Below are 22,831 nucleotides of genomic sequence, written 5' to 3'. Positions count from 1 at the left end.
GACTCCAACAGGGAGCTGCGCTTCACCGTTGACGGCGTCGCCATGGTGCGCCTGCTCGGCCCCGAAGACCGCTACCTGAACACCATCGAGGCCGCCTACCCGAAGGTCGACGTGCACGTGCGCGGCAACGACGTGACGCTCGGCGGCTCGGCCGACGACGTCGAGGCCGTGCGTCGCCTGATCGAGGAGCTGCAGCTGGCCTTGCGCACCGGCCACGACCTCGGCGAGACCGAGGTGGCCACGGCGGCACGGATGCTGGCTGCCGACAGTTCCGTGAGCCCATCCGCTCAGCTCGGCGCTCCAATTCTGACCGCCCGTGGCAAGAGTATTCGGGCCAAATCGATCGGCCAGAAAGAGTACATCGACGCGATCGACGACAACACGATCGTGTTCGGCATCGGACCGGCCGGAACCGGCAAGACCTACCTCGCCATGGCGAAGGCGGTGCGTGCCCTGCAGAACAAAGAGGTCGAGCGCATCATCCTGACCCGCCCGGCCGTGGAGGCCGGAGAACGGCTCGGCTTTCTGCCCGGCACGCTCACCGACAAGATCGATCCCTACCTGCGGCCGCTCTACGACGCGCTCGGCGAAATGCTTGACCCCGAACTGATCCCCAAATTGCTCGCGGCCGGCACGATCGAGGTCGCCCCGCTTGCCTACATGCGCGGTCGCACCCTGAACGCAAGCTTCGTCGTGCTCGACGAAGCCCAGAACACGACGCCCGAGCAGATGAAGATGTTCCTGACCCGCCTTGGCTTCGGCTCCAAGATGGTCATCACCGGCGATGTCACCCAGATCGACCTGCCGGCCGGCAGCAGCGGCTTGAAATTGGTGACCCGTGTGCTTGACGGTATCGACGACATCCACTTTTCCTATCTGACCAGTGCCGACGTTGTGCGGCACTCGCTGGTCGGGCGCATCGTCGACGCGTATACCGAGTACGACGCGCAGAAACAGGCCCTCCGCCAGGAGAGCGCCGAAGCGCGCGCATTTGCTACTCAAGGCCCCCAGCGCACCGGCAATGCGCCCGGCCGCAACCCGAAACGGAGTTCCAGTTGAGCATCGAAATCAACAACGAGTCGACCATTCCGGTCGATGAGGCAGCCATTCAGCGCCTCGCTGCCTTCGCGCTCGACACCATGCACGTGCACGCCGACGCCGAACTCGCCATTGTGCTGGTCGACGAGGGCGCCATGGAGCAGCTGCACGTGCAGTGGATGGATGAGCCGGGCCCCACCGACGTTCTGAGCTTTCCGATGGACGAACTACGCCCCGGTACCGAGGAGCAGGAGACCCCGCCCGGATTGCTCGGCGATATCGTGCTCTGCCCGCAGGTTGCCAAGGAGCAGGCTGAAACCGCCGGGCACAGCACCCTCGATGAGCTACTGCTACTGACCACGCACGGCGTGCTGCACCTGCTCGGCTTCGACCACGCCGAACCGGCCGAGGAGAAGGAAATGTTCGGCATTCAGCGCGACATTCTCATCGGTTTTGCCATGCAGGAACGACAACGCCCCTGATGCACATCGTGTGGTTTATTTACGCGGCCGTGGTTCTGGTCGTGTTTGCCGGTCTGATGGCCGCCGTCGACGCGGCGATCACGACCCAATCCCGGGCCGATATTGTCGGCCTGGTGCCGACTCGGCGGGCGAAACGGTCGCTCCGCGCGATCGCCGAGGACACCGGCGCACACCTGAATGCGATCAACTTCATTCGCATTACCGCCGAGACCACGGCCGCGGTCCTGGTGACCCTCGTTTTTGCGACCACCATCGAGGCCCTGTGGCTCGCGCTGTTGCTGTCGGCGCTGATCATGACCTCGGTTTCGTTTGTGCTGGTCGGTGCCAGTCCGCGCAGTGTCGGGCGGGCGCATCCGGTCGCCCTGCTGACGGCCACCGCGCTGCTCGTGCATGTTGCGCGCGTTCTGCTCGGACCGATCGCGAACGCCCTGGTCGCCCTCGGAAACCGCGTCACCCCCGGCCGTACCAAGCTGGCGACCTTCACCTCCGAAGACCAGCTGCTCAGCATGGTCGACGAGGCCACCGAACTCGACGTAATCGAGGAGGACGACCGCGAGCTCATCCACTCAATTTTTGAGTTCAGCGACACTGTCGTGCGGGAGCTCATGATTCCCCGCACCGACATGATCACCATCGACGCCGACGCGAGCATTGACGCGGCCATGGGCCTGTTCCTGAGCAGCGGTACCTCGCGCGTGCCCGTTCGGGGCGGCGAGGTCGACGACGTCGCCGGCATCCTTTACCTGCGCGACGTTGCCCGGCTGGTTTTTGAACGCCCGATCAATGCCCTGCAGCTGACGGTCGCAGAACTCGCACGTCCGGCCGTGTTCGTGCCGGAATCCAAGAAAGCCGACGATATGCTGCGGCAGATGCAGCTTGAGTCCAACCACCTGGCCATGGTCGTTGACGAGTACGGCGGCATCGCCGGACTGGTCACCCTCGAGGATCTGATCGAGGAGCTCGTCGGCGATATCTCGGATGAGTACGACCGCGATGTGGTCGAGTTCGAAGACCTTGGCGATGGGCATTTTCGGGTCAGCGCCCGACTGCCGGTCGACGAGCTCGGCGAACTCTTTGACCTCGAGCTCGACGACGATGATGTCGACTCGGTCGGTGGCCTTCTGGCCAAGGCACTCGGGCGACTGCCCGTCGCCGGGTCGGTCGCCTCGGTGAGCGGATTGAACCTCACCGCCGAACGCACCGAAGGTCGTCGTAAGCGCATCAGCACCGTGCTGGTGGAGCGCGACGAAGCGCTGATTGATGCGCAGACCGCATTTCTCACGGGAACGAATCGTAGCACAGTGTCTGATGATGAAGGAGAACGGTCATGACCGCAGCAACACCGGCGCACCCCGCCGATTACCGAGCGGGATTCGTCTCCTTCGTGGGACGCCCCAACGTGGGAAAATCCACGCTGACAAACGCGCTCGTGGGGGAGAAGGTCGCGATCACCTCGTCGAAGCCGCAGACCACCCGCCGCGCCATTCGGGGCATCGTGCACCAGAAGAACGGCCAGCTCATTCTGGTCGACACCCCCGGAATCCACCGCCCGCGCACCCTCCTCGGTGAGCGCCTGAACAGCCTGGTCACGGCGACCCTGGCCGGCGTCGACGTGATCGGCCTGTGCATCCCGGCCAACGAGCCGATCGGCCCGGGAGACAAGTTCATCAACGAGCAACTGGATGCCTTCCCGCGGGCCAAAAAGGTCGCCATCGTCACCAAGATTGATGCATCCTCCAAGACCAACGTCGCCAATCAGCTGCTCGCCGTCTCCCAGCTGCGGGATTGGGAGGCCATTGTTCCGATCTCCTCGACCAGCCGAATCCAGCTCGACACCCTGGCGACCCAACTCCTGCGCCTGCTGCCGCATGCGGATGCCCCGCTCTACCCGGCCGACACCGTCACCGACGAGACCCTCGAGTCGCGCATCTCGGAGTTCATTCGCGAGGCAGCCCTTGAGGGCGTCACCGACGAGCTGCCGCACTCGATCGCCGTGACCATCGACGACATCATCGAGCGTGATGACCAGGAACTGGTTGAGATTTACGCCAACCTGTTCGTCGAACGGGACAGCCAGAAGGGCATCATCATCGGCAAGTCGGGCAGCCGGCTGAAGGATGTCGGTACCCGCGCGCGTAAACAGATCGAACCGCTCGTCGGCAAGCGCGTCTTTCTGTCGCTGCGGGTGAAGATCGCCAAGGAATGGCAGCGCGACCCGAAGCAGCTCGGGCGCCTCGGCTTCTAACGCATCGGCCAATCGTTCAGTTCGGGTCATTTGCGGTCTGAATCTCACGCGTGGGCGCGTTCGTATGCTTCCGCTGCTTTACGGATCACGTGTGATTTCGTGATACGCCGTTGGCTGGCGACCCTGGTGGAGCGCGCTCGGTGAACGCGTCCAGAGCCTGAACCGCTCGTCAACCATGTTCATCCGGGTTTTGCGTTGTTCGAGGCGATCCCGTTACGGTCGAATGGGTGTTGCAGTGAATCTGCAGAGTTTCGAGTTCTACGGGGGTAGTCATCCGCTACGCAAGAATTGCACTTTCGACCGGATTCGCGCTGGTCTATCTAGTGGCGGTGGGATTCATCGCCCTGCGGGCAGAGGCGGTGACGTCAGGGGTAGTTCTCGGTTGGGACAACACGGTGATCTCGGCTACCAACGTCGGTTCGCCGTGGTTGCAAAATCTTTTTGTGGCCGGGCTGTGCGGCTTGCTGATCTTCTGGTGCGTGCGCGACAGCAGCGGTGATGAGCCCATCCGTGTTTACCCCGCTCTGTGCGCGTTCGGTGTGTTGATCCTCGGCACTGTCTGGTTTTCAGTCACGAAGGACTATTCCTTCGTCCCCTACACTGTCGGGGGTCCGCTCGAGGCCCAAGCTAATCCCGTCGGCATGTGGGCCGAAGCCGGTGCGCTGAGTCCTGCAGTGCATGCCAGCATCGAAACCTCCGGCTGGAACATCGACATGCGACACGGAAGGCCCTGGGTCCGCGGACCCCTCATCTTCGACCCCACCCAAACCTGGCGCCCCGCCGGCCAAAACTGTGCCGCCACCCCCGCCGAGAAACCCCACTGGGAGAAGTAGGCCTACCGCTGATCGAGATCCCTGACGTGGGTCTCGATCATGCGTTCCTCGCGACTCGACCAGCGCGTCGGGGCTCGTGGTTTGACCGGTGGGTGGGGGCTCGCGCATCGACCGGCGGGCGGGAACTGGCGCCTCTACCAGCGTGTGCGCATTCCACCAGCGGCACGGTGACGGTTTTCAGGCCGGCAACCATTGGGCTCACGGTCCGATCGGCGGGGGTGCGCGCCGCCAGGTGGATCCTCGGGAACGTTAGCAGCATGTCGGAACCACCCCATCGTTGGTCGAGCCCGTCGAGACCGCCATCTCCTGACCGGTCGCGATCTGCGGTGCCGGCCACGGTCCTACCGGTCGGACCGGGAGGTGCCGCCCGGGCACGACTGCGCTACCCGGTGAAAGACTGGGCGCAGGAATCGTCCTGGGCCGTGTGGTCGGTGAGCCCGTCCAGAGCGGGAACGGTTGGTTCCTGGGTAGCGACGGCGGTTTCGATCCGCGTCGGCGCTGACGTTTCGACCGGCACCGGGGCATCCGTTGTCGGGGCACGCCCGGACGAGGTTTCCGGATCGGGCTTCGTGCTCGTTCAAACTGACCTCGGTCTCGGGACTCGGGCAGGCGCAGCCGCTCGCCGACGCCAGCGTTGCGACGTGGTCGAAACCAGGCCAAACGGTGCTAGCCTGAAAATGTGTTGAACGGTGCGCTCCTCCTTAGCTGCCGCGACGGGTCCTAATCTAAAGGCCTCCCTCGTCGCGGCGTTCGTCGTTGGCTGTGCGACACCCACGAGGAAACAGGATCATGAAGAACAATCAGACCGCGTCCACCCTGCCGATTCACCGCTACCGCCCGTACCACGAGCAGTTCGCCGTCGAGCTGCCCGACCGTACCTGGCCGAATAAGCGCATCACGGTTGCACCGCGTTGGTGCGCGGTCGACCTGCGGGACGGCAACCAGTCGCTCATCGACCCGATGAGCCCCGAGCGCAAGCGCATCATGTTCGACCTGCTCGTGCGCATGGGCTACAAGGAGATCGAGGTGGGCTTTCCCTCGGCGAGCCAGACCGACTTCGACTTCGTGCGCAGCCTCATCGACGAGAACGCCATCCCCGACGACGTCACGATCCAGGTGCTGACCCAGGCTCGCGAACATTTGATCAAGCGCACCTACGAGTCGATCACTGGCGCCAAACAGGCCATCGTGCACTTCTACAACTCCACCAGCATTTTGCAGCGCGAGGTGGTGTTTCGCGAGCAGAAGCAGGGTATCGTCGATCTGGCCCTGTTCGGGGCCCGCCTGTGCAAGCAGATGGAAGCGACCATTCCCGGCACGACCATCTACTACGAGTACTCGCCCGAGAGCTTCACCGGCACCGAACTCGACTTCGCCGTCGACATCTCCAATCAGGTCATCGAGATTTTGCAGCCGACCCCGGAGCGCAAGGTCATTATCAACCTGCCGGCGACCGTCGAAATGGCCACGCCCAATGTGTATGCCGATTCCATTGAGTGGATGAGCCGTCACCTGACCCAGCGCGAGAACGTGTTGATTTCGCTGCACCCACACAACGACCGCGGCACCGCGATTGCCGCCGCCGAACTCGGCTACCTGGCCGGTGCCGACCGCATCGAAGGCTGCCTGTTCGGCAACGGTGAGCGCACCGGAAACGTCGACCTCGTCGCCCTCGGCGTGAACCTCTTCACGCAGGGAATCGACCCACAGATCGACTTCAGCAACATCGACGAGATCAAGCGCACCGCGGAATACTGCAACCAGCTGCCCGTGCCCGAGCGCAACCCGTGGGCTGGCGACCTCGTCTTCACCGCGTTCAGCGGTTCGCACCAGGACGCCATCAAAAAGGGCTTCGAAGCGATGGATGTCGATGCTGCCAAACAGGGCTGCACGGTCAACGACCTGGTCTGGGCCGTTCCGTATCTGCCGATCGACCCCAAGGACCTCGGCCGCAGCTATGAGGCTGTGATTCGGGTCAACTCGCAGTCCGGCAAGGGCGGCGTCGCATACTTGCTCAAAACCGACCACGCCCTCGACCTGCCACGCAAGCTGCAGATCGAGTTCTCTGGCGTCGTGCAGGCCAAAACGGATGCCGAGGGTGGCGAGGTCACCAGCGAGCAGATCTGGGACATCTTCAACGACGAGTACCTGCCGGCCACGGTCAAGAACCCGGAAGCCCAGTGGGGCCGGTTCGAACTGCACTCCACCCGCACCTCGAGCGATCTGTCCGGCACCGTCGACCTCGCGGTCGAACTTCGTGACGGCGACACCGTGGCGCAGGCCACCGGTTCCGGCAACGGCCCGATCAACGCGTTCCTCGGCGTCATGGCCGAGCGCGGCATCGCGATCACGCTCTACGACTACGTCGAGCACGCGCTGTCGGCCGGGGGCGACGCCCAGGCTGCCGCCTATGTCGAGCTCGACGTGAACGGCAAGCGTTACTGGGGCGTCGGCATCGACGCCGATATCTCCACCGCTTCGCTCAAGTCGGTTGTCTCCGCCGTCAACCGCGGCATTCGCGCCGAGGTTGGCGACCGGGAGCTGTCCGCCGTTTAAGCTGACAGCATCCGCTCAAACGCAACACACGAAAGCCCAGACTCTGCAGTCTGGGCTTTCGTTGCACCATCCGGGTGCGGTCGGGGGCCTGGCTGTGTGCTGGGTACTAAGCCAGGGCTGGCAGTTGCGACGTTCGGTTTGGTGTACGGGTGCCGAGGAGGACGCGACAATCGTTGATTGCATGGTCCAGCAGGACATACAGCCGGGCGTCCGGGTCGGAAATACACGCCTCGCTGATGCCCTGCACGGCGACGCGAATGATCGTGTCGGCGGTGCGCGGCGTGAACTTGGTGTGCGACCAGGAATGCACGCTGCCAAGGAAGTCACGCGCCCACCGTTCGGCGTCTGGCGCTTGCTGCAGAGCAGTCCGAATGAGCGGGCCGATCCGCTCGGCGAACTGCGGGTCAAGAACGGATGCGTTCCGCTCGCAGGTCAGCACGCCCACGGCGAGCGCGCGCTGGCGTTCCAGGCTCGCTGTCGGAAGGGCTTCGCAGCCAGCGCGCAGGGCGACCACGATTTCGATTCGCTTGTCGACGCGCTGATCGGAACTGGTCAGGCCGATGACCGACGGAATCAGCAGGGCGAGTCGTGACCTGGCACCGTCGGAACTGCAATCGTTGACCATCCGGGCGAGCGAGGCCAGCACCGGGTGGGTGCAGGCCGGGTGGTCGCTCCAGGACTCGCCGGCGAGGTAGGAGGCGAACTCCATGAAGCAGCCGCCACTTTTCGGAGTACGGTGCTTGCCTCGCGACAGCACGGGCATAATGTCGGGCAGACTGCCCTGGACTGGTTTCATGAAAAACCTCCACACCACGGGGACTACGTGCTCTAAGTTTCCCCCCATCTGCCCGGAAAGACCAGAGCCTGATGCGACTAGGGACACATTTTCAGCGACCGGAGGCATCCGTTTGGCAGGTACTCGAGCCGTGACCGAAGTCTGCGCGACGGAGTGGGATAATTACCTGTGCCTGTCTACCGAGATGAAGCCGTCGTGCTGCGCACCCACAAGCTGGGTGAAGCCGACCGCATCGTCACCATGCTCACTCGAGCGCACGGCAAGGTGCGCGCCGTGGCCAAGGGCGTGCGCCGCACCGGCTCCAAGTTCGGCGCCCGGCTGGAGCCGTTCATGGTCGCCGATGTGCAGCTGTACGAGGGCCGCAGCCTCGACATCATCACGCAGGCCGAGTCCCTCGGCTCCTACGGCGCCCTGATCACGGCCGACTACGGCAGCTACACCGCGGCGAGCGTCATGGTCGAAACGGCCGACAAACTCACCGAATCCGAGGGGTCGCTGCAGCAATACCTGCTGCTCGTCGGTGCGCTGCGGTCGCTGTCCCGGCAGGAGCACGGCTCCCACCTCACCCTCAACTCCTATTTATTACGTGCCGTGTCGATGGCCGGCTGGGCGCCGAGCTTTCAGGACTGCGCCCGCTGCGGCGCCACGCAGTCAAGTGATGGCGGGCAACACTCGGCCATGGTCGTGCAGCTCGGTGGCATCGTCTGCGACTCTTGCGCGCCACCCGGGTCGCCGCGGTTCGACGCAGCGACGATCGGCCTACTCAGCGCCCTGCTCACCGGAGACTGGGAGCACGCCGCGGCGAGCCCAGATCGCACGCAAAACCAGGCCGCCGGAGTCGTCGCCGCCTACACCCAGTGGCACCTGGGCCGCGGGCTTCGCTCGCTGGAACACGTCGCCCGATGATGGCCAGCCTGTTCGGCCATAAACCGTTCACCCACAAGGACGCCGTCGCGTTCAAACCGCTCGACTGGACCGGCCTGTACCCGCCCGATCTGCCCCGCAAGGTCGTACCGGAGCATGTCGCCGTTGTCATGGACGGCAACGGCCGCTGGGCCAATGGCCGGGGCCTCACCCGGATCGAAGGGCACAAGGCCGGCGAGGCAGCCCTGCTCGACGTCGTCGCCGGAGCCATTCAGATCGGCGTCAAAAACCTCAGCGTGTATGCCTTCTCCACCGAAAACTGGAAGCGTTCGCCCGACGAGGTACGTTTTCTGATGGGCTTCAACCGGGACGTGCTGCACCGCCGCCGCGATCAGCTCAACGAGTGGGGCGTGCGGGTCAGGTGGGCCGGGCGCAAGCCGAAGCTGTGGGCATCCGTTATTAACGAGCTGCAATTTGCCGAGAAACTCACCGCGGGCAATGACGTGCTCACCCTCACGATGTGCGTGAACTATGGCGGGCGCACCGAGATAGCGGATGCCGTGCGCGCGCTGGCCGAGGATGTCGCCGCCGGCAGGCTGAAGCCGTCGGGAATCACCGAGAAGACCATCGCCAAGCAGCTGTACGTGCCCGAGCTGCCCGACGTCGACCTGTTCGTGCGCAGCTCGGGGGAGCAGCGCACCAGCAACTTCATGCTCTGGCAGAGCGCCTATGCTGAGATGGTTTTTCTCGACACCCTGTGGCCGGACTTCACCCGAGTCGACCTGTGGCACGCGGTCGAGCTGTATGCCGCCCGCAACCGTCGTTATGGCGGAGCGGTCGACACCCCGACGGCCTGAATATTTTGGTTGGGGAATACCGGGGCCCTGCGCCCCGTTGGCCCGAGTGTGACTGATACTTCTAGTACCGAAGCGACCGCATCCGTGAGCACCGACACCATCAAGGTGGACATCTGGTCCGATGTGCAATGCCCCTGGTGCTACATCGGTAAACGCAAGTTTGAGGCCGGTGCCGCCCAGTTCGACGGCACCGTCGAGGTCGAGTATCACAGCTTTGAACTGTCACCCGATACCCCGGTCGATTACGCCGGAACGCCTGTGCAGTACCTCAGTGAAAAGAAGGGTATGCCCCTCGCCGAGGTGGAGCAGATGCTCGAGCGTGTCACCGGCATCGCCGAGAGCGTCGGCCTGCACTACGACTACGACTCCGTGCACCAGACCAACACCGTCATTTCGCACGAACTGCTGCACTACGCCAAGGCGCACGGCCGTCAGCTCGAGATGAAGGAGCGCCTACTCAAGGCCTACTTCATCGATGGCCGCCACGTTGGCCGGATCGAAGACCTCGCCGACCTCGCCGCCGAGATCGGACTCGACCGAGCCGACGTCGCGCGGTCACTCACCGCCCACGAGCACCTCGCCGCGGTCAAGGCCGACGTGGCACAGGCCGGCGCCTACGGCATCCAGGGCGTTCCGTTCTTCGTGATCGACGGCCGCTACGGCATTTCCGGCGCGCAGGATCCGACGGCGTTCACTCAGGCGCTCGACCAGGCCCGCGCCGACCGCTCGGCCAAGGCCGGGGCCGACGACGTCCCCGCGTAACCCGATACCCACCGAACTCGCGTAGCCTGACGGGTAAGCAACCAGCTGTACCCGCAGACTTCACCGTTTCACCCAATTGATTCAAGGAGATAACTCATGACTGACACCATCACTACCCCGCCCGTCTTCACCGACGCGGCCGGCCGGCCCACCATTGAGCTCTTGGGCGCACCCGCCGCAACCGACGAAGCCGCTGGCTCCTGCTGCGGTGGCGGCTGCTGCAGCTGATCTGAGCCCATTTCGTCAACAGCGCAGCTGCCGTACGCCCCTTTCCTGGCCCGGCAGCTGCGTTTCTGTGTGCGCCCGGCATCCGCTCTGCAGAGGATTCGGAGCACCACGCGCTTTCTGGGAGAATTGACCCACCATGACTTCACCTACTTCCGCCGACGACCAGCGGGCGCCGATCGGCCAGTTGGCCGTTGGTCCGCTCAGTATCGGCCCGCTCACGCTTGACGTGCCCGTGGTGCTCGCGCCGATGGCCGGCATCACCAATACCGCATTTCGCCGGCTGTGCCGCGAATACGGCGCCGGACTGTTTGTGAGCGAGATGATCACCTCGCGCGCGCTCGTCGAACGCAACACCGAGACCATGCGCTTGATCACCCATCATGAGAGCGAAACCACCCGCTCCATTCAGCTCTACGGTGTCGACCCGAAAACGGTGTCCGAGGCCGTGACCATGCTCGTCGCTGAGGACCGTGCCGATCACATCGACCTCAACTTCGGCTGCCCGGTTCCCAAGGTCACCCGCAAGGGCGGGGGCGCTGCCCTGCCGTGGAAGATCGGCCTGTTCCGTCAGATCGTGGAGGCCGCAGTGACTGCGGCCGGGCCGATTCCGCTGACCGTGAAGATGCGCAAGGGCATCGACGCCGACCACCTCACCTACATTGAGGCTGGCAAGGCCGCCGCCGGAGCCGGCGTCGCCTCCATCGCCCTGCACGGCCGAACGGCCGCCGAGTTCTACTCCGGCCACGCCGACTGGTCGGCAATTGAGAAGCTCAAGAACGCCATCAGTGACGTGCCTGTGCTCGGCAACGGCGACATCTGGTCGGCCGACGACGCCCTGCGCATGGTCAGTGAAACCGGATGCGACGGCGTCGTCGTCGGGCGCGGCTGCCTCGGCCGTCCGTGGCTGTTCGGCGACCTCACCGCTGCATTTCGCGGTCAGGAACTCAAAGCCGAACCGGGGCTCGGCCAGGTCATCAACGCCTTCCGCCGCCACGCCGAACTGCTCACCGAATACTTCGACAGCGAAGACCGGGCCTGCCGCGACATTCGCAAGCACGTCGCCTGGTACTTCAAGGGCTACCCGGTCGGCGGCGATCTGCGCGCGAGCCTGGCGATGGTGCAGTCTCTCGCGCAGCTCGACGACCTGCTCGGCACCCTCGACGCCTCGCTGCCTTACCCGGGCTCAGACGTTGAGGGTCCGCGCGGGCGCGCGGGAACACCGAAGAAACCGTCGCTGCCCGAGCACTGGCTCGAGTCTCAGGATCTTTTCGGGGCGGAGCGACTGAATTTGACCGAGGGCGAAGGGGATACCAGCGGTGGCTAACAAAACCGGATACAGCGAGACCGACGAGGCCCGCTGGTTTCCCGAAGAGCACTACTCGCGGCGCAGTGACTTTGCCCGCGACCGCGCCCGACTGCTGCACTCGAGCGCTCTGCGGCGCCTCGCGGCCAAGACGCAGGTCCTCAGTCCCACGGCGGGGCTCGACTTTGCCCGCAACCGACTGACCCACTCGCTCGAGGTCGCCCAGGTCGGGCGGGAGATCGCATCCCGCCTCAACGTCGACCCCGACATCGTCGATACCGCCTGCCTCGCGCACGACATCGGGCATCCTCCCTTCGGACACAACGGCGAGAAGGCGCTCAGCCTGTGGTCGGAAGACATCGGCGGCTTCGAGGGGAACGCGCAGACCCTGCGATTACTCACCCGGCTCGAGCCGAAGGTGTTTGGGCCCGACGGGCGAAGCTACGGACTCAACCTGACCCGGGCGAGCCTCGACGCAAGCTGCAAGTATCCCTGGCCAGAAGGATCCTCGGTCTATGACCCGAGCGGGCGGGCCAAGTTCGGGTTCTACCAGGACGACCTGGCCGCGTTCGAGTGGCTACGCGAGGGAGCGCCCGACCGGCAACTCTGCATCGAAGCCCAGGTGATGGACCTCTCCGACGACATCGCGTACAGCGTGCACGACTTCGAAGACGCCATCGTCAACGGCTACGTCGACGTGGCAGCCCTGAGCAGCCGCGCAGATCACGACGAACTCCTCGCCACCATGTCGGAGTGGATCGGCGACCAGACCAGCGCCGAGGACCTGGCGACCGCGTTCAACCGGCTCGACTCCCTCGATGTCTGGATGGATTCCTGGACCGCCGGGCGACGCGACCAGGGCCACCTCAAGAACCTCACCAGCCAGCTCATCGGCCGGTTCAGCAGTGCTGCCGTACACGCGACCAAAGAAGCCCACCCCGGTGCGAACATGCTGCGGTTCGGGGCGAATGTGATCGTGCCGCGCGAGATCCAGGCCGAAATCTCGGTGCTCAAGGGCATTGTCGCGGCCTTCGTCATGACCCGCAATACCCGCAAGCCCATCTACGTGCAGCAGCGCCAGGTGCTCACCCTGCTCGCCGAAACCCTGCACCAGTCCGGCGACGAACACCTTGACCCCGGCTTTCGCGAAGACTGGCACGCCGCCGAGGACGATGCCGCTCGCAAGCGCGTCATCGTCGACCAGGTCGCGAGCCTCACCGACCAGTCCGCCCTGGCCTGGTACGAGCGCTTGGTGCAGGGCTAGCGCTCTGCCCGGTTTGAAGGCTCGACGCGCCGAGCGGCTCCTTCAAGCTCGATAAGCTGAACGGATGGCTACCCGCATTAATCCGAGCATCCTCGCCGCCGATTTCGCCAACTTTGAGAGCGAGCTTTCCCGCATCCGCTCCGCCGACCTCGTGCACGTCGACATCATGGACAACCACTTCGTGCCGAACCTCACCTTCGGGCTCGGCATGGTCGAGCGGCTGCAGCAGGTGTCGCCGCTGCCGCTGGACATCCACTTGATGATCGACGACCCGGAACGGTGGGCGCCCGGCTACGCCGAGGCCGGAGCCTACTCGGTCACCTTTCACGCCGAGGCGACGACCGAGCCGGTGGCGCTGGCCCGGCGGCTGCGGCAGATCGGCGCCCGCGCCGGCATCGCGCTCAAGCCCGGTACCGACGTCACGCCGTACCTCGACCTGCTCGACGAGTTCGACCAGGTGCTCGTGATGACCGTCGAGCCCGGTTTTGGCGGCCAGAGCTTCATGGAAGAGACCATGCCGAAGCTTTCCCAGCTGCGATCACAGGTGGAGAAGACCGGACTCGACGTCTGGCTGCAGGTCGACGGCGGCATCACCGCGCAGACCATCGAGATCGCAGCCCGAGCCGGTGCAGACACCTTCGTGGCCGGGTCCAGTGTGTTCGGGGCCGCGAATCCGGCCGCTCAGATCGACCTGCTGCGCGAACGCGCGGCGAGCCACCGTCACGGGCGGGTAGCCTAGAGTCGTGAAAACTTTCGATGACCTGTTCGTAGAACTCAGCGACAAGGCCCGCACCCGCCCGGAGGGCTCCGGCACCGTTCGCGAACTCGACGCCGGCGTGCACGCCATTGGCAAGAAGATCGTCGAAGAAGCGGCCGAAGTGTGGATGGCCGCCGAGTTTCAGAGCGATGACGAAACATCTGCCGAAATCTCCCAGCTGCTTTATCACCTGCAGGTCATGATGATCGCGAAGGGCCTCTCCCCGGCGGACATCTACCGACATCTGTGACCCGCGCCAGCTCATCCGCTGGTATCCGTCATAAATTTGTCTGGCACGAAAAACCGAGAGAGTACCCCCATGCTGAGAATTGCCGTGCCCAACAAGGGCTCGTTGTCTGAAACCGCCGCGCAGATGCTCGCCGAGGCCGGCTACACCGGTCGTCGCGACCCGCGCGACCTCGTCACCGCCGATCCGCGCAACGGGGTGGAATTCTTCTACCTGCGTCCGCGCGACATCGCCACCTATGTCGGCTCCGGCGCCCTCGACGTCGGAATCACCGGGCGCGACCTGCTGCTGGACTCCCACTCCAAGGCGCAGGAAATCGCCAGCCTCGACTTCGGCGACTCTACCTTTCGCTTCGCCGGACCGGCCGGCCGCTTCACCGAGCTGAAGGACCTTGACGGCCTGCGCGTCGCCACGAGCTATCCCGGCCTGGTCGAACGCTTTCTCGCCACCCACTCGGTGACCGTCGACCTGGTCGAACTCGACGGGGCCGTTGAATCGGCGGTTCAGCTCGGGGTAGCGGATGCCGTCGCCGACGTTGTCTCCACCGGCACCACACTGCGCAAGGCCGGCCTCGAAATCTTCGGACCGGTCATCCTCGAATCCACCGCCGTGCTGATCAGCTCCACCAACGACAAGGCCGGAATCGCGACGCTGCTGCGCCGCCTGCAGGGCGTGCTCGTGGCCCGCCAATACGTGCTGCTCGACTATGACATTCCGGTCGCGCTGCTCGACACGGCCGCTGCGCTTGCCCCCGGAATCGAATCGCCGACCGTGTCCTCGCTGCACGACCCTGAGTGGGCCGCCGTGCGCGTTATGATCGCCCGACTGGACATGAACAACGTGATGGACGAGCTCTACGCCATCGGTGCCAGAGCCATTCTGGTCACCACCATTCACAACGCCCGCCTCTAAGCACACGAAAGAGGACAACCAGCCATGAGCCTGAGTGTGCGCGTCATTCCCTGCCTCGACGTGGCCAACGGTCGTGTCGTCAAGGGCGTCAATTTTCAGAACCTGCGCGACGCCGGCGATCCGGTCGAACTCGCCCGTCGCTACTACGAGCAGGGCGCTGATGAGTTGACCTTTCTCGACGTGACGGCGACCGTCGATAACCGTTCGACGACCTACGACGTCGTGAGCGCGACCGCCGAGCAGGTCTTCATTCCCCTCACCGTCGGCGGCGGCATCCGCAGTGTCGAAGACGTCTCCCGGCTGCAGGCTAGCGGCGCCGACAAGGTCGGATTGAACAGCGCGGCCATCGCCCGTCCGGCGCTGATCGCCGAGATCGCCGATCGCTTCGGCGCCCAGGTGATTGTCCTCAGCCTCGATGTGAAGCGATCCGCTCGCACGGAGAGCGGCTTCGTCGTCACGACCCACGGCGGTCGCACCGAAACCGACCTGGATGCTGTGGCCTGGGCCCGGCAGGCGATCGAACTCGGCGCGGGGGAACTCCTGGTCAACTCGATCGACGCCGACGGGACCAAGGCGGGCTTCGATACCGATCTCATTGCGCTCATGCGCGCCAACAGTCGGGTTCCGGTGATCGCTTCCGGCGGGGCCGGGCGCGTGGAGGACTTTCCCCCGGCGATCCGGGCCGGCGCGGATGCCGTGCTGGCGGCATCCGTTTTTCACAACGGACAATTGACCATCGATGATGTCAAGCGGGAGCTCGCCGCCGAGGGAATGCTGGTGCGCTAATGGCCGATGAACTGAACGCCAAACTCACCGATCAGCTCGACGCCGCGGTGTTCAACGACGCTGGGCTGCTGCCCGCGGTCATCCAGCAGTGGGACACCCACGAGGTGCTCATGCTCGGCTGGATGAACCGGGAAGCGCTGCGCCGCACCCTGACGGAGGGGCGCGTCACGTTCTGGTCGCGCAGCCGACAGGAATTCTGGCGCAAGGGCGATACCTCCGGCCACGCCCAGTACGTGCACTCCGCTGCCTTCGACTGCGACAACGACACCCTGCTGGTGCAGGTCGACCAGGTCGGAGCCGCCTGCCACACCGGCAGCCACACCTGCTTCGACGGGCGCGACCTCGGCGTGACCACCATGGAAAGGCCCACGGAATGACCGGTAACCCTGCAGGATCCCGCACCGCCGGCTCGACCACCCGCATCCAATTCGATGCACTGATCGGCGAGCACCGGGTCATTCCGGTTATCCGTGAACTCTTCGCCGACGGCGAGACCCCGGTGGGCATCTACCGCAAGCTCGCCAACGGGCTGCCCGGCAGCTTTCTGCTCGAGTCCGCCGAGCAGGGCGGCATCTGGTCGCGATTCTCCTTCGTCGGTGTTTCCTCCTTCGGAGTGCTCACCCAACAGGGCGACGAGACCCGCTGGATTGACTATGGGCTCTCCGCCGAGCGCGCACTCGGGTCTGCGGTCTCCCTCGGACCGCTCGAGGCGCTGGCGTACCTGTTCGACCGCTGGCAGACGCCGCGGCTGCCCGAACATCCGCCGCTGACCGGCGGGCTGGTCGGTTTCATCGGCTGGGAGGCGATTCGCCAGATCGAACGCCTGCCGCACCAGCCGCCGGCCGACTATGACGTTCCGGGCCAGTCCTTCAGCTTTGTCGCCGACTTGGTCGTGCTCGACCACAAATACGGCACCGTGCAGCTCATCGCCAACGTGCTGAACGATGGCACCGACACGCCCGACGAGCTCTGGGCTGCCGCGAGCGAGCGCCTCGATTCGCTGCAGGGTCGACTCGCGGCGCCCAGCGAAGCGTGGCTAGCCGAGGTCGACCTGCAAGTACCGAGCTCGCCGCGCAATCGCACCACCCGCGACGACTTTCTCACCGCAGTCAATATCGGCAAGCAGCACATCGTCGACGGCGATGTGTTTCAGGTGGTCATCTCGCAGCGCTTCGACCAGGTCTGCACCGCGCACCCCATCGACGTCTACCGGGTGTTGCGCAGCCTAAACCCCAGCCCGTACATGTACCTGCTCAGCCTCGAAACGCACGAAGGCGACCCATACTGGATCGTCGGATCCTCGCCGGAAGCTCTGGTCAAGGTGCAAGACCAACGCGTCTTCACCCACCCGATCGCCGGTTCCAAACCGCGGGGAACGACACCGGATGCCGACGCCGACTACGCGATCGAGCTCGCCGAAGATCCCAAGGAACGGGCCGAACACCTCATGCTCGTCGACCTCGCCCGCAACGACCTGCTCAAGGTGTGCACGGCCGGCTCGGTCGAGGTGACCGAGTTCATGCGTATCGAACGATTCAGCCACATCATGCACCTCGTCTCCTCGGTCGAGGGCAACCTGGTTCCCGGCAAGACCGCGATCGACGTCTTCCGCGCCACCTTCCCGGCCGGTACGCTCTCTGGCGCGCCGAAACCGCGGGCGCTCGAGATCATCGACGCCCTCGAACCGGCCCAGCGCGGCGTGTACGGGGGAGTGGTCGGCTACTTCGGTTTCGCGGGCGACGCCGACCTCGCCATTGCCATCCGCACCGCCACGATCAAGGACGGTATCGCGCGAGTGCAGGCCGGCGGCGGCGTCGTGACCGATTCCGACCCCGCGTCCGAGTACCAAGAGTCGCAGAACAAGGCGGCAGCCCCGCTGCGAGCCGTCGCCGTCGCCAACGCCATGCGGAGGGTGCACTAATGGCAGAACGGATGTCAGCGCGTCGCCTGAAACTCGTTTTCATCCTCTCCGTTCTGGCGGCGAGTTCGCTCGCCATGCTGGCCTGGACCCAGGTCTGGGTGCAGGCCGAAGTCGGACTCCCCGATGCCGGCACCCAGGTCTTGGAGATCGACGGAGCCATTGCCGCGCCGGCGTTGACCGCCCTCGCGCTCTCCGGCTTCGCCCTCGCCGCGGCGCTCACCATCGCCGGGCGCCTGATTCGCATCGTGCTCGGTGCCCTCGAGGTTCTCCTCGGCTTCTCGGTGTTCCTCGCCGCGTTCCTGGCGGTGCGAGACCCCGCCGATGCCAGCGCCGCAGCGGTGACCGCCGCCACGGGAATAGCCGGTCACGAGTCGATTCAGTTGAGCGTGCTCGGCACGGTCATCACACCCTGGCCGTTCGTGGCGATGGGTGCTGCGATCGTCATGGCGGGTGTTGGTGTGGCCATTATCGTCACGAGCGGTCGGTGGCCGGGTCCGACCCGTAAGTATCAGGCCGTTCGGTTTGAACAAGTGGCTTCGCCCCACGGCGCACAACCACTGGCAACCCCGGCCGAGCCCGCCGCGAACGACTCCGTCGGCGACTGGGACGACCTCAGCCGCGGCGGTGACCCGACCGTACGCTGAAGCGCTCGCATCCGCTCCGCTAGACTTAACGTGCTTGTCAACGTGCACAGCAGAATGTATTTACGAGGAGAACCATGAGCATCGATACGTCAGATCCCGGACACGGCCACTCCCCGGCGGCCTGGACCGCTGTCATCATCATGCTGGTGGCGTTCACCATCGGTACGACCGCATTCTTCTTCGAGCTGCCCTGGTTGGTCTGGGCCTCCTTCGGCCTGCTGCTCGCCGGTCTCGTTGTTGGCTATGTGATGAGCAAGGTTGGCTATGGCGTAAACACCATGACCGCCACGCCGCACGGTCACTGACCCGCTGCGCGGCCACCTGGTGCTCCAAGAACTTCTCGCCGGCGCGGTTTCCGACGCCGAAGAACGCCTACTCACCCGCCCGTTCGCGAGCGTGGAAGCCGCTGCGCGCGTCCGCCCGCCCGCACTCGATGCCCTGCACGCCCTTGCTCCAACCGAACGGGTCAAGATTCTCGCCGAGATCAAACGGGCGAGCCCGAGCCGCGGCGCCCTCGCTGCCATCACCGACCCGGCAGCGCTGGCTGTCTCCTATGAGTCCGGCGGGGCAAGCGCCATCAGCGTGCTCACCGAGGGACGACGCTTTCACGGCTCGCTGACCGACCTTGAGCAGGTGCGCGCTGCGGTGAGCATTCCGATTCTGCGCAAGGACTTCATTGGAACGCCGTACCAGGTGTTCGAGGCCCGCGCGGCCGGAGCCGATCTGGTGCTGCTCATCGTCGCCGCTCTCGACCAGGCCACCCTGCTGTCCCTGCACGACCTCATCCGTGAGCTCGGCATGACGGCGTTGGTTGAAACGCACAGTGGGGATGAGGTCAGTCGCGCCCTCGACATCGGCGCCAGCCTGGTCGGGGTCAACGCCCGGGACCTGTCAACCTTTGAACTTGACCAGAACCTTTTCGGCACCCTCGCCGACAAAATCCCCTCCGGCGTTATTCGCGTCGCTGAGTCCGCCGTCAAGACAGCAGCGGATGTTGCGCACTACCGCGCAGCCGGAGCCGATGTTGTCCTGGTCGGCGAAGCGCTTGTTACGAGTGATCCCATCCGAACCCTCTCTGAGTTTTTGGCGGTATAAATGTCTTTACGAGAAGAATCCTTACGTGCAGAATCCGGCCCATATTTCGGGGAATTCGGCGGCAGGTTCGTGCCCGAGTCCCTCGTTGCAGCGCTCGATGAACTCACCGCGGAATACGAACTCGCCAAGAAGGATCCAGCCTTCGCCGCGGCGCTGATGGACCTGCACATCAATTACACCGGTCGTCCGTCGATCATTACCGAGGTGCCGCGCTTCGCCGAGCACGCCGGTGGCGCCCGCATCATTCTCAAGCGTGAAGATCTCAACCACACCGGTTCGCACAAGATCAACAACGCTCTCGGCCAGGCTCTACTCACCAAGCGCATCGGTAAAACCCGAGTCATCGCCGAAACCGGAGCTGGCCAGCACGGAGTTGCCACCGCCACTGTCGCCGCCCTGTTCGGGCTCGAATGCGTCGTCTATATGGGCGAGGTCGACACCGAGCGGCAAGCACTGAACGTGGCCCGCATGCGCCTGCTGGGTGCCGAGGTCGTTCCGGTTAAGTCCGGCTCCCGCACCCTGAAGGACGCGATCAACGACGCCATGCGCGACTGGGTCACTAACGTCGAGACGACCAATTATATTTTCGGAACCGTGGCCGGGCCGCATCCGTTCCCCGCCATGGTCCGCGACTTTCAAAAGATCATCGGCGAGGAGGCTCGCCAACAGGTTCTCGACCTGACCGGCAGCCTGCCGGATGCCGTCACGGCCTGTGTCGGCGGCGGCTCAAACGCCATGGGCATCTTCCACGCGTTTCTGGACGATGCCGATGTCGCGTTGTACGGCTACGAAGCGGCCGGAGACGGCGTCGATACACCGCGCCACGCAGCGACCATCACCAAGGGACGCCCCGGTGTGCTGCACGGCGCCCGCAGCATGCTGCTGCAGGACGAAGACGGCCAGACCGTTGAATCGCACTCGATCTCAGCGGGCCTTGACTATCCCGGCGTCGGCCCCGAGCACGCCTGGCTCGACAGCATCGGCCGGGCCACGTACCTGCCGATCACCGACGACGACGCGATGAGCGCCCTGCGGCTGCTCAGCCGTACGGAAGGAATCATCCCAGCGATCGAGTCCTCGCACGCCCTGGCCGGCACGCTCGAGCTCGGCCGGAAGCTCGGCCCGGACGCGACCATTCTGATCAACCTCAGCGGCCGCGGCGACAAAGACATGGAAACAGCCGGCCGGTACTTCGACCTGCTCGACGAAGGCGCGGAACAATCATGACGGTCACAGCACCCAACGACACCGTGAGTACGGTCGAACAGACCATCGCACGGCGGCGCACCGAGGGCGGCGGCGCTCTCATCGGCTACCTGCCGGTCGGTTTCCCGACCCTGACTGAGAGCATTGACGCCGCCGTGGCACTCGTCGCCAACGGTGTCGACATCATTGAACTCGGTCTGCCCTATTCCGACCCCGTCATGGACGGCCCGGTCATTCAGGCTGCCACGCAGCAGGCCCTGGCGAACGGCTTCAAGCTGCGCCACGGATTCGAAGCCGTCAAGGCGATCACCGCACAGGTCGACGCCCCCATTCTCGTGATGACCTACTGGAACCCGGTGGTGCAGTACGGCGTCGAGCGTTTCGCCGAAGACCTGCGCGCCGCGGGTGGTGCCGGCCTGATCACCCCCGACCTTATTCCCGACGAGGCCGCAGACTGGATGACCGCGAGCGTACGCACCGGACTGGACCGGGTCTTCCTCGCCGCGCCGTCCTCCTCGGACGCCCGATTGGTGCAGGCGATTGAAGCCAGCCGCGGCTTTGTTTACACCGTCTCGACGATGGGTACAACCGGCGCCCGCGCCGGGGTCGATTCTGCTGCTCGTATTCTGGTGGAACGCCTCCGCGCTGTCGGCTGCACGAGCGCCTGTGTCGGGCTGGGCATCTCGACTCCCGAGCAGGTACGGGAAATTCTCGGCTATGCCGACGGCGCCATCGTTGGGTCGGCCCTCGTGAAGGCGCTCACCGACGGGGGAGTCACCGCCGTAGCGCGGCTGGCCCTCGAACTCGCCGCGGGCGCGAGCGATATTCGCCCGGCCTCCGCGTCCCAGTAATCGCAGGCGCGTTTTACACTAAATTGTTCGAGGCGTTCGATTATTTTCGCCCCAAGTGACGCGAGTCACGATGAAAGGTAGTACCTAGGTGTTGTTGAGTCTCCTGAGCACGAGTATCCCGAGCCCCGAGTGGCAGTTCTTCGACCTCGGCCCGTTCCGCATCCACGCCTATGCGCTGTGTATTCTCGCCGGCATCGTCCTCGCCACCATCATCACCTCGCGCCGCCTGACCACGCGCGGTGCCGAGCCGGGCGTTGTACTCGACATCATCCTCTGGGCCGTTCCCCTCGGCATTGTCGGAGCCCGCATTTATCATGTTCTGACGCACCCGGGAGACTACTTCTTTGATGGAGCGGACCTGCTCCGCACCCTGTACATTTGGGAAGGCGGAAACGCCATCTTCGGGTCGCTGATCGGCGGCGCCGTCGGCGCCTATATCGGCTGCCGGATGGCCGGCATCCGTTTCTGGAGCTTCGCGGATGCTGTTGCTCCCGCTTTGTTGGTCGCCCAGGCCACCGGTCGGCTCGGCAACTGGTTCAACCACGAGCTGTTCGGGCTGCCGACGACCCTGCCGTGGGGGCTGGAAATCGAGTCCGGCAATGCCGCCTTCCCGGTCGGACTGCCGGCCGACACACTGTTCCACCCGACTTTTCTGTACGAAATCATCTGGAATCTGATCGGCGTCGCCGTCATTCTCTACCTCGAGCGTAAATTTCGTCTGCGTTTCGGTCAGACGCTCGGCGTATATCTCATCTGGTATGGACTGGGTCGCAGCTTTTTTGAGTCGATTCGCATTGACCCGAGCGAGATCTACTTCGGAATCCGCACCAATGTCTGGGCCGCTCTGGCCGCCATCGTGCTCGGCCTGGTGATCATCCTCGTGCAACGTCACCGTCACCCCGGACTAGAGCTCAGCGCCTATGTTCCCGGTCGGGAATGGAATGGCCCGGACGCTGGGGTAGAATTAGATGACAGCGATTCGGATGATCTTGATCAAAGCTCCGCGGATCAGAGCGATGATGCCGATGAACACACCGAATCACCCGAGGCCGCAGCCACAAGCACGAGCGCGTCGCGTCTGTAGACTCACGTCGGTTGAATCCCAACCGACGCACTCGTAGCGCTGCCCGGTCAGGGCAAACTCGAACAGGGCCGAACCCGATCAGGGTTCCCGCTACAACTCC

Annotated in this window: 26 protein-coding genes; 24 read left to right on the top strand and 2 right to left on the bottom strand. The window is 64.7% G+C overall.

The features are described 5' to 3' along the window. Window positions 1-42 precede the first annotated feature (42 nt). From E3T43_RS05970 to E3T43_RS05950, 5 genes are all read left to right on the top strand, one after another. A complete protein-coding gene (locus tag E3T43_RS05970; RefSeq protein WP_134471798.1) occupies window positions 43-1,059 on the top strand; it encodes a PhoH family protein in 1,017 nt (338 codons plus the stop codon). Beyond that, complete coding sequence (gene ybeY / locus E3T43_RS05965) at window positions 1,056-1,520, top strand: rRNA maturation RNase YbeY (RefSeq protein WP_092448504.1); 465 nt, start codon at window positions 1,056-1,058, stop codon at window positions 1,518-1,520. The genes E3T43_RS05970 and ybeY overlap by 4 nt, the downstream gene beginning before the upstream one ends. Beyond that, the gene (locus E3T43_RS05960; RefSeq protein ID WP_174843076.1) at window positions 1,520-2,851 is read left to right on the top strand and encodes a hemolysin family protein; all 1,332 of its coding nucleotides are present in this window, start codon (window positions 1,520-1,522) and stop codon (window positions 2,849-2,851) included. Before ybeY ends, E3T43_RS05960 begins: the two co-directional genes overlap by 1 nt. Beyond that, a complete protein-coding gene (era, locus tag E3T43_RS05955) occupies window positions 2,848-3,765 on the top strand; it encodes a GTPase Era (RefSeq protein ID WP_092448506.1) in 918 nt (305 codons plus the stop codon). Before E3T43_RS05960 ends, era begins: the two co-directional genes overlap by 4 nt. A gap of 323 nt (window positions 3,766-4,088) precedes the next feature. Beyond that, on the top strand, window positions 4,089-4,598 hold the full coding sequence (locus E3T43_RS05950; RefSeq protein WP_206751394.1) for a hypothetical protein: 510 nt from the start codon (window positions 4,089-4,091) through the stop codon (window positions 4,596-4,598). Window positions 4,599-4,980: 382 nt separating this feature from the next. Here the strand turns inward: E3T43_RS05950 and E3T43_RS19480 are convergent, their stop codons facing one another. Next, window positions 4,981-5,115 carry a hypothetical protein gene (locus E3T43_RS19480; protein WP_255454176.1) on the bottom strand — a complete coding sequence of 45 codons (135 nt, stop codon included), beginning with the start codon at window positions 5,113-5,115 and terminating at the stop codon, window positions 4,981-4,983. Between the two features lie 272 nt (window positions 5,116-5,387). On the opposite strand from E3T43_RS19480, the gene leuA reads away from it, so the two are divergent. Further along, window positions 5,388-7,154, top strand: coding sequence for a 2-isopropylmalate synthase (leuA, locus tag E3T43_RS05945; RefSeq protein ID WP_134471689.1), 1,767 nt, complete (start codon window positions 5,388-5,390; stop codon window positions 7,152-7,154). Window positions 7,155-7,260: 106 nt separating this feature from the next. Here the strand turns inward: leuA and E3T43_RS05940 are convergent, their stop codons facing one another. Further along, the gene (locus E3T43_RS05940) at window positions 7,261-7,950 is read right to left on the bottom strand and encodes a hypothetical protein (protein ID WP_198414318.1); all 690 of its coding nucleotides are present in this window, start codon (window positions 7,948-7,950) and stop codon (window positions 7,261-7,263) included. 168 nt (window positions 7,951-8,118) lie between these two features. On the opposite strand from E3T43_RS05940, the gene recO reads away from it, so the two are divergent. The 18 genes from recO (at window position 8,119) to lgt (ending at window position 22,731) form a co-directional block, all read left to right on the top strand. Then, complete coding sequence (gene recO / locus E3T43_RS05935; RefSeq protein ID WP_134471688.1) at window positions 8,119-8,856, top strand: DNA repair protein RecO; 738 nt, start codon at window positions 8,119-8,121, stop codon at window positions 8,854-8,856. Beyond that, window positions 8,853-9,671 (top strand): isoprenyl transferase, encoded by an 819-nt coding sequence (locus E3T43_RS05930; protein ID WP_241978838.1) that lies wholly within the window; start codon window positions 8,853-8,855, stop codon window positions 9,669-9,671. Before recO ends, E3T43_RS05930 begins: the two co-directional genes overlap by 4 nt. A 48-nt stretch (window positions 9,672-9,719) precedes the next feature. Continuing rightward, window positions 9,720-10,433: a DsbA family protein gene (locus tag E3T43_RS05925; RefSeq protein ID WP_198414317.1), complete on the top strand. Its 714-nt coding sequence runs from the start codon at window positions 9,720-9,722 to the stop codon at window positions 10,431-10,433. 96 nt (window positions 10,434-10,529) lie between these two features. Then, entirely contained in the window at window positions 10,530-10,661 is a 132-nt protein-coding gene (locus E3T43_RS19475; protein WP_255452953.1) for a hypothetical protein, read from the top strand. A gap of 136 nt (window positions 10,662-10,797) precedes the next feature. Next, window positions 10,798-11,985 (top strand): tRNA dihydrouridine synthase DusB, encoded by a 1,188-nt coding sequence (dusB, locus tag E3T43_RS05920; protein WP_134471687.1) that lies wholly within the window; start codon window positions 10,798-10,800, stop codon window positions 11,983-11,985. Then, the gene (locus E3T43_RS05915; RefSeq protein WP_134471686.1) at window positions 11,978-13,228 is read left to right on the top strand and encodes a deoxyguanosinetriphosphate triphosphohydrolase; all 1,251 of its coding nucleotides are present in this window, start codon (window positions 11,978-11,980) and stop codon (window positions 13,226-13,228) included. The genes dusB and E3T43_RS05915 overlap by 8 nt, the downstream gene beginning before the upstream one ends. 64 nt (window positions 13,229-13,292) lie before the next feature. Further along, a complete protein-coding gene (gene rpe, locus E3T43_RS05910; protein WP_134471685.1) occupies window positions 13,293-13,967 on the top strand; it encodes a ribulose-phosphate 3-epimerase in 675 nt (224 codons plus the stop codon). 4 nt (window positions 13,968-13,971) lie between these two features. After that, a complete protein-coding gene (locus E3T43_RS05905) occupies window positions 13,972-14,235 on the top strand; it encodes a phosphoribosyl-ATP diphosphatase (RefSeq protein WP_092107778.1) in 264 nt (87 codons plus the stop codon). Between the two features lie 69 nt (window positions 14,236-14,304). Beyond that, window positions 14,305-15,144, top strand: a complete 840-nt coding sequence (gene hisG, locus E3T43_RS05900) for an ATP phosphoribosyltransferase (RefSeq protein WP_092448520.1) — start codon at window positions 14,305-14,307, stop codon at window positions 15,142-15,144. 24 nt (window positions 15,145-15,168) lie between these two features. Continuing rightward, complete coding sequence (hisF, locus tag E3T43_RS05895) at window positions 15,169-15,930, top strand: imidazole glycerol phosphate synthase subunit HisF (RefSeq protein ID WP_092448521.1); 762 nt, start codon at window positions 15,169-15,171, stop codon at window positions 15,928-15,930. Beyond that, window positions 15,930-16,307, top strand: coding sequence for a phosphoribosyl-AMP cyclohydrolase (gene hisI / locus E3T43_RS05890; protein ID WP_134471684.1), 378 nt, complete (start codon window positions 15,930-15,932; stop codon window positions 16,305-16,307). The genes hisF and hisI overlap by 1 nt, the downstream gene beginning before the upstream one ends. Continuing rightward, entirely contained in the window at window positions 16,304-17,851 is a 1,548-nt protein-coding gene (locus E3T43_RS05885; RefSeq protein WP_134471683.1) for an anthranilate synthase component I, read from the top strand. The genes hisI and E3T43_RS05885 overlap by 4 nt, the downstream gene beginning before the upstream one ends. Next, window positions 17,851-18,495 carry a Trp biosynthesis-associated membrane protein gene (locus tag E3T43_RS05880; protein WP_134471682.1) on the top strand — a complete coding sequence of 215 codons (645 nt, stop codon included), beginning with the start codon at window positions 17,851-17,853 and terminating at the stop codon, window positions 18,493-18,495. Before E3T43_RS05885 ends, E3T43_RS05880 begins: the two co-directional genes overlap by 1 nt. A 74-nt stretch (window positions 18,496-18,569) precedes the next feature. Further along, window positions 18,570-18,800, top strand: a complete 231-nt coding sequence (locus tag E3T43_RS05875; protein ID WP_092448525.1) for a DUF6704 family protein — start codon at window positions 18,570-18,572, stop codon at window positions 18,798-18,800. 19 nt (window positions 18,801-18,819) lie between these two features. Continuing rightward, entirely contained in the window at window positions 18,820-19,590 is a 771-nt protein-coding gene (trpC, locus tag E3T43_RS05870) for an indole-3-glycerol phosphate synthase TrpC (RefSeq protein WP_134442159.1), read from the top strand. Beyond that, window positions 19,591-20,817 carry a tryptophan synthase subunit beta gene (gene trpB, locus E3T43_RS05865; protein ID WP_134471681.1) on the top strand — a complete coding sequence of 409 codons (1,227 nt, stop codon included), beginning with the start codon at window positions 19,591-19,593 and terminating at the stop codon, window positions 20,815-20,817. It abuts the gene before it with no gap. After that, complete coding sequence (trpA, locus tag E3T43_RS05860) at window positions 20,814-21,647, top strand: tryptophan synthase subunit alpha (protein WP_134471680.1); 834 nt, start codon at window positions 20,814-20,816, stop codon at window positions 21,645-21,647. The genes trpB and trpA overlap by 4 nt, the downstream gene beginning before the upstream one ends. Window positions 21,648-21,741: 94 nt before the next feature. Continuing rightward, the gene (gene lgt / locus E3T43_RS05855; protein ID WP_134471794.1) at window positions 21,742-22,731 is read left to right on the top strand and encodes a prolipoprotein diacylglyceryl transferase; all 990 of its coding nucleotides are present in this window, start codon (window positions 21,742-21,744) and stop codon (window positions 22,729-22,731) included. Window positions 22,732-22,831 lie beyond the last annotated feature (100 nt).

It is taken from the genome of Cryobacterium sp. Hh7, from assembly GCF_004403155.1.
Lineage (GTDB): Bacteria > Actinomycetota > Actinomycetes > Actinomycetales > Microbacteriaceae > Cryobacterium > Cryobacterium levicorallinum.
Note: the sequence above shows the minus strand (reverse complement) of the source record. Positions and strands in the feature narration are given on the sequence as shown.